Source organism: Neobacillus drentensis (genome assembly GCF_036966985.1).
Lineage (GTDB): Bacteria > Bacillota > Bacilli > Bacillales > Cytobacillaceae > Neobacillus > Neobacillus drentensis_E.
In genome coordinates this window covers 3,589-11,115 of record NZ_JBALSN010000227.1, presented here as the reverse complement: position 1 = coordinate 11,115, position 7,527 = coordinate 3,589, and the positions used below count along the sequence as shown (strand labels likewise).

Below are 7,527 nucleotides of genomic sequence, written 5' to 3'. Positions count from 1 at the left end.
TAGGACGTTGCCAGGCACTTTTAAGAACAACTCAATTGGGTTGTTCTTTTTGTTGTGGATTAAGAAATGTCCAAGGTTTATTTTTCCAAAAGAATGCTTGTTTAACTCAATTGGTAGAAGAGGCAATCAAATTAGTCAATAAATAGGATAAAAGTAAAAATCAAAAAGCTAAAAGATTGGAAAAAGCCTAGTTCCAATCGGAACTGGGCTTTTTCCAATGATTCTACCCGCGACTAGCCTTAATGATCCGTTTTAAAATCCACCAACACACCGGAAAGTTTATAAAAAATGTCATCGCTATAAAGGTAGCAAAAGCGATTAAACTATTATTCATTTCATCCCCAGGACTCTGTGAAACTACCGCAAAAAATACCGCATAAATCAGGATAGTAATTAGCAGCGCTAATACCCCATCGGACAACTTCCTGAACATCTTCATTCTATTTTTCCCTAACTCCTTCTCCCTATGGCTCATTTTCAATCGTTCAATCAAACCGACTTTCTGTATAAGTAAATTTTACTAGGAATTTACCATTTTAATCAATTTCGGTGCCTGACACCAGTATGAATTCCTGTTAGCAATACTTTCTAAGTCTTAGGTCGTAGATGAGATTACAGCAACTGCCCGATGTTGGCTCCTAGATGGAAAATCTATAATAAAAAAGGTAAAAAGAACCAGAAAGCGAGTTTAGTAGGTTGGGAAAGTAGTTAAACTGAAAAAGTACTTAGATTGCGGAGGGGAAAAGAGAAATGAAATCTTGGATTAAGTTTTCGTTAAAGAACGCGGGGGTTATTTTTATCGCCATGTTGATGGTGATTGCAGGGGGAATTTATTCAGTCAAAACGATGAAGATGGAATCAATGCCGAATGTCGACATTCCTTATATCATCGTGCAGGTTCCATATCTTGGAGCGACTCCTGAACAGGGGTTAGAGGATATAGGCAAACCGTTAGAAAACACGTTATCGGGAATAAAGAAACTAGATAATTTATATATTGAAGCACACAGTAATATGGTCGTGGGGATTCTTGAATTTGAGATGAGCAAGGATATGGATGAAGCGGAAAAGGATGTCACGACCGCCGTCGCTTCGATCCAACTGCCAGCAGGAGCAGAAAAACCTCAAATCCTCAAGGACGGTCCGTCTGCGATGCCGGTTTTTACATTTGCTCTGTCATCGAACACAACCAATCAATCCGACTTAACTGAATATATCAATGAACGGATCAAACCAGCATTAACTGGTATCGACGGAGTGGGAACGATTGATATTTCGGGTGAAACCGAAAAGGAAGTCGCTGTAAGGCTGGATCCTGAAAAAATGAAGCAGCATGGAATTACTTATGACAACGTCAAGCAAACGTTTTTAGCGCATCATTTTTCCTTTCCAGCTGGTCAAGTAAATGTCGACGATAAAACCTTGAATGTGCAAGCTGACTTTAAGCTGGAATCTGTCGGTGATGTAGAGGATATTCAAATTTTGTCGCAAGGACCAACTGGCATCCAAAAAGTAAAGATGACGGAGATTGCGGACGTTTCTTATAGCAATAAAAAAGAAACGGTCTATACTCGATTAAATGAAAAGCCTGCGGTTCTGGTTGAGATGAAAGCACAAGCCGGTTCTAATACCGTTGAAGTGGTGGGGCAAGCCAAAGAGAAACTGGACGAATTAGACCTTCCAGCTGGGTACACCTTAACGAAGTTATTTGATACATCCAAAGAAGTGAAAACATCCGTCGATGGAATGCTGCGGGAAGTATTGCTTGGAACCTTGTTTGCGGTGCTGGTTACGTTCTTATTCCTTCGTAACATCAGGGCAACAATTGTCGCTGTTCTTTCGATTCCGTTATCGATTTTAGCATCCATGATTACCTTGAAATATTTTGGCTATAGTTTAAACATGATGACACTGGCGGGAATCGCGGTAGCCGTCGGCCGTGTCATTGATGATTCGATTGTCGTGATTGAAAATGTGTACCGCCGCACCTTAACAAGCACGAAACGTGATGAAAAAATGGTGCTTACAGCTGCCAAGGAAGTGGGCGGGGCGATTACGTCTTCCACCATTACAACCATAGCCGTCTTCGGTCCGCTTTCCTTTGTTCCTGGTATTATCGGCCGTTTCTTTGCTCCGTTTGGGATTACGGTGATCGTGGCGCTGGCGTTTTCACTGATTGTTTCGTTGACTGTCGTGCCATTGCTCGCCAAGTTATTCTTACTTCGTATTAAACCGAAAGAGGAAAAAGAATCTATTTTTCAAAAAGTCTATAAGAATACTCTCTCATGGGTCTTAAATAAAAGAGCTTTAACGATTGTGCTGGCGGTGATCATGTTTGCTGGATCGCTAGCATTAGTCCCGATGATTCCGAAGAACTTTTTACCGCAGGAAAAAGCCGTCTCCTATCGCTTAACCGCTGATTTACCAGAGGGAACTTCACTGGAAAAGGCAAATCTGATCGCGGGTGACATCGAAGAAATTTTAAAACAAGAGAGGCAGATTAAGCATACGCAAACGATTGTGAATGGGGAACATATTCGTTTTTCGATTGATCTAAAGGACGATACTTCAAAGGGACAGACTAGTAGTTTTGAAAAAAGGATACGAACAGAAGTAGAGAATCTTAACAGTGAGATGCAGGTGGCCCTTGCCCCGGTTGGGATTGTTGGAACAAGTGGGATTGCTTTAATCGTTGAAGGGGGCAATGCCGAAGATTTAGAGACCGCAGGGAAGCTGATCACGGATAAAATTAAAAATATTGATGGCTTAGAAAATGTGGAATCCAATCTGTCTGGTGTGAAGGAACAGCTTCAATTAGATATCAATGATGCGAAAGCCGCTGAAAAGGGCTTAAGTCCGATCATGGTTGCCGGATTTGTTCGGGAACTGATTGCAGGTGACCATGTGGGAGATATGCAAGTAGAGGGAAAAACAACAAGTGTGAATTTGTTATTGGATGGCGGTTCGGTGGATTCTATTGCTGAGATTATGAGTCAAAAGTTGACCAATCCGATGGGGCAGCAAGTCAGTCTCTCCGAAGTGGCCACCCTCAAAAAAGCACCAAGTCCGTCTGCGTTGTACCGCTTAAATCAGCAGCAGTATGTGCAGGTGACGGGGCGGATCACGACCGATAATTCGTCAGGTGTTCAAGCTGAGGTAGACAAACGACTGAAAAGCATTGATTTACCAAGTGAAGTAAACGTTCGTTCCGAGGGTCAGGCCAAAGCGATGAATGAAGGATTTACGAATATGATGCTGGCGATGGCGGTTGCGGTAGTGCTGGTGTTTATCGTGATGCTTGTCGCGTTTGGGAATATGTTAATGCCTGTTGCGATTCTATCTTCGCTGCCATTCCTATTTTCGGGTGGATTGTTAGGATTATATGTGACGAATCAAGCCTTAGGGATGCCGGCGTTAGTTGGATTCTTAATGTTAATTGGAATTGTGGTCACAAATGCGATTGTGTTAATGGAGCGTGTGAAACAGAATGAGAAGAAAGGCATGGAACTCAAAGCAGCGTTGTTGGAAGCTGGAAAAACACGTCTTCGTCCGATTCTCATGACCGCACTCGCCACAATTGGTGCATTACTGCCATTGGCGCTATCTAGTGAAGGCGGTTTAATCTCCAGGTCCTTAGCAATTGTGGTGATCTCAGGTTTATTGACATCAACTCTATTAACCTTAGTGATTGTACCAACCACGTACCATGTTATGAAATCGATTAAAGGAAGAATTGGGAAGAACCGCGTAGATGTTGGCGGGGAGAGAGAGACAGCATAAACTCAAATTTTAGGAGGGAAGTGGTATATCACTTCTCTCCTTTTTATTGTTTGCAAATGTATCTTTTCTATTATTGTGTTGCTTCTTAAATTCGCCTATTAAATTAATAGATTCGCTCATAAACGTTGAGAATTCGCCCATTGGGTGACCCTCTGGACGGTTCTGGTGGCCGGCGCTAACTCATTGAGCCATGAGAACCGTCCCTATGGTATTAAATAGGTAACTTATCAGGATTCATTGTTATATACATTTCGCTTATTTTTTCATTTTGGATATAAAAACTAAGGATACTTTGAATCTTCCCATTCATGTAGATCACGATTGCTGGTTGGCCATTGACATTTTTCACTTCAAAATAAGTGTCTATAGGGGCCTTCTTGATGACGCCGTATAATAGGGCTAAAACATTGGCTACGGATACGACTGGACGGACGGCAGCCGTGACTTTGCCACCGCCATCAGAATATAGTGTGACATTTTCAGAGATCAGCTCTAATAGGACATCTTTATTTTGCAATTGAAACGCTTCTATAAAGCGATTAACCATTGATTTATTCTTCTCATAGTGTAAGCTTTCGCCTTCCACAAGTGAGAGTTTTGACTTAGCCCTGCTGAAAATTTTTCTACAGTTTTCTTCTTTCTTTTCAATCATGTTGGCAATTTCTGCGTATGGGAAATCAAATACCTCCCTTAAAAGGAGGACTGCCCGTTCATCTGGTGTCAAATGCTCCATCATTCGTAAATAGGCGGTACTCAATCCTTCTTTTTGTATCATCATTTCCGCGGGATCAAAGGTTAATGTTTCTAGTATTAATGGCTCTGGGTTCCATGGCCCCACATATTGTTCTCGTTTATACCGGGCCGACTTTACTACATCAAGACAGAGGTTCGTCATTATTTTGCAGAGATATGCCTTCTTATTCTTTATGTTCGCCCCGCTTATTTGGTAAGCCTTTAGAAAAGTTTCTTGGACCATATCTTCTGCTTCCACGACAGAACCTAACATCCGATAACCTAATGAAAACAACAATGGTTTAAATTGTTGGTAATCTTCTTTCGTAATTTGCACTATATTTCCTCTCTTCGTTTAAAATGATTTCCGCCGCTGCTTGTTTTCCACTGCTAACAGCGCCATCTGCCAAAATGAAGTCGGGAGAAGCCCAGTCTCCTGCTATATATAATCTCGGAATTTCTGTTTTAGAACGCTGCAGCTTCTGTTCATCTCCTATCTGGGGTAAGCGTTGGTTCACGGTAATGTTCGGGATAAATCTTTTTGTAATTACATATTGCTGCCACCCTGGCTGCTGTTGATCTAAAAATTGTTCGAGCTTGTTTTTAATACTTGTTCGATCGTGTGTGTCATTTGGGTGATGGTATTTAAATACATGAAGAACGGCACTCTTTGGATCATCAGAGAGGCGGGCATAAGGTGAATGCACGGAATAATAGAGAGGATCAGTGATGCCCATGGCGAACAATCGTTTTGGGTTAGGCAGCTTGGTTAGAGCAACGTCTAATGTGGCCCCTCGTGCAGGTGTTATTTTTGAAAAAAAGTTATTCTGTACGGTTTCTCCTAACATTTCATTTAGTTCGTGGGGGCCGGTTGTACAAATCACATACTTCGCGAGAATTTCATCGTCATTTGAAAGAACCAATTTTATGTGATCTTGTTGGGCGGGCTTCAAGTGTTTAACAAGGGTATGTGATTTAACCTCAACACCTGAGAGGATGGCCTTATTGTGAAGTTGGTCAATAATGGTTTGCCAGCCGCCATCTAGATAAAGGACGCCGCCCATCGCATTTTTTATATTCGCTACGATTACTTTTGCGCTTACTATTTCAGGCGCATGACAATAGGTCGCCAGTCTGCCAAGTACATATAGTAAGGATTCCACTTTTTTAGAGTAGGCAATTTGCTTCACCCATTGTTGGAAGGTTAGCCCTGATAACTTTTCAGGATCAGTATTCATCAGCTTCAACAAAACTGAGACCCACTCAATCCGTTCCTTTCCAGTCAAAAGACTTGTTGTGAAAAGTTCGAAAGGAGCAAGGGGAGCAGCGTATTCCATATTGTTTTCAATTAAAATGCCGCTTAATTTGGGTGATTTTCCAGTTAGGTGGATTCCTAATTCCTCGAGAATAGACTTGGCTTTTCCTTTTTTATAAAGAGCATGCGGGCCAAGATTCAAATACTGTTGATCCATCTTGTTTGTTCGAGCCCTGCCACCCACATGTTTTCCTTTTTCTACTAATAATATCGATAAATTGGTCTTCGATAAATAATTAGCTGCAACATAACCTGCTAACCCACCGCCAACAATGACAATATCCCACTTTTGAGTCATAAGATAACCTCCATTATGTTATTTCATAACTCAAGACGATATTGGGTGAAGAAATGTGACAGGAACGATGAAAAAAGCGAAGGAATAGTAGCCAAGAGGGGTTATAGACGACCGAAGCCATGAAAAGTGAGGGGGGAAGGTAGTTAAGAGGGGTAATAGGCGACCGAAACTATGAAAAAAGAGAAGGTAAGGTAGTTAAGAGGGGTTATAGACGACCGAAGCTATGAAAAAAGAGAAGGACCGGTAGTCAATAGGGATTATAGACGTGAGAAATGGTAAATGGAGGCCGCTTCTTAGAGTAAGGGAGTAAGACACTATGAAGGAACTGTCCTCTTTGGGCCCTATTTTTTACCCGTTATAAGATGCTCTTTTTGTTTTCGATAAACCTTTTTTTCCATGATATGTCCGAAAATTCCTATCAATATTCCAAAAGCAAGTCCATTAAAAACAGGAAAATCTAATAATCTAATAACGGTATGATGTGTGATAAAGCTAGAGTCGTGCCAAAATAAGCCGAAATCCATGCCTAATACCATTCCAATAAAGAAGCCAGACATATATGTCCTTTGGTCTGCATCATTACCGATCATCTTATTATTATTAACGATTGCAGCATTAAATGCTTGCCAAATGGCATAACCGTACAGGGATGGGTAAAATAGCGCCCATCTGTAATCAATTACGTGATGTGCTGAATTCGCATCCCCTATAAATGAGTCAATTAGAGATAGGTTTAGATTTGAGTTCAGATTCACTAAAAATTCCAAGCCGATCAACACAGCCCCAATCATATAATCCTTATTGTAAAATTGCCCGAATCCTGGTAAAACACACGACCACAACATTGCTGCATATGGAGATTTATATTGTCGACTTTGTCTCATGGCGCCATTTCCTCCAACAAATAAATATGTTATAGAATTATAATTTCTCCAGGAGCATCTTCAATTCCTTTTTTTATCCCTTTTTTTGGTAGAAAAGACACAAACATTAGGTATATATCCTTATATATTCAAACATTAAGATATTAGGATGAGGTCGGGACCATCTGGCGGTCGCCACGAATCTCATTTGATTCAGGGAACCGTTCCTGTGGATTTTTTAAAAATAGTTTCGCCTTTCACCAAGTTTTCACCATTCTCTATTAATATTCATTACATCAGATAACGAAAGGAGGTTATAAGAAATGAATTCAAAAGTAAAAAACGGTATTTTCTGGAGTGTCATCGTTACTTCTACGGTATTGGTGATCAACGTACTCCACTTTCTTCTAGGTGGGAGTAGTGCTTTTGCTAGAGGTCCACATGGACATGGTGCTGGTGAAATGGGTCAGCGCGGCGGATTTGGCGGAGGCCAGGAGATGATGCATGGTGCTCACCATGGCGGAGGATTCCCTTGGCTC

Annotated in this window: 5 protein-coding genes; 2 read left to right on the top strand and 3 right to left on the bottom strand. The window is 41.2% G+C overall.

All coding sequences use genetic code 11. From position 1 onward, the window contains the following. Window positions 1-750: 750 nt before the first annotated feature. Complete coding sequence (locus V7659_RS15505; RefSeq protein WP_335540755.1) at window positions 751-3,780, top strand: efflux RND transporter permease subunit; 3,030 nt, start codon at window positions 751-753, stop codon at window positions 3,778-3,780. A 211-nt stretch (window positions 3,781-3,991) separates the two neighbouring features. Here V7659_RS15505 and V7659_RS15500 read toward each other — a convergent pair whose 3' ends face one another. The 3 genes from V7659_RS15500 to V7659_RS15490 all read right to left on the bottom strand — a co-directional run bounded on the left by V7659_RS15500 (window position 3,992) and on the right by V7659_RS15490 (window position 7,009). Continuing rightward, on the bottom strand, window positions 3,992-4,849 hold the full coding sequence (locus V7659_RS15500) for an RNA polymerase sigma-70 factor (protein ID WP_335540754.1): 858 nt from the start codon (window positions 4,847-4,849) through the stop codon (window positions 3,992-3,994). Continuing rightward, window positions 4,815-6,125 carry a phytoene desaturase family protein gene (locus V7659_RS15495; protein ID WP_335540753.1) on the bottom strand — a complete coding sequence of 437 codons (1,311 nt, stop codon included), beginning with the start codon at window positions 6,123-6,125 and terminating at the stop codon, window positions 4,815-4,817. Before V7659_RS15495 ends, V7659_RS15500 begins: the two co-directional genes overlap by 35 nt. 341 nt (window positions 6,126-6,466) lie before the next feature. Continuing rightward, complete coding sequence (locus V7659_RS15490; RefSeq protein WP_335540752.1) at window positions 6,467-7,009, bottom strand: hypothetical protein; 543 nt, start codon at window positions 7,007-7,009, stop codon at window positions 6,467-6,469. Window positions 7,010-7,311: 302 nt separating this feature from the next. Between V7659_RS15490 and V7659_RS15485 the strand changes: the two genes are divergently transcribed. Next, window positions 7,312-7,527 (top strand): hypothetical protein (locus tag V7659_RS15485; RefSeq protein ID WP_335540751.1); only part of this gene is annotated, 216 nt, incomplete at its 3' end.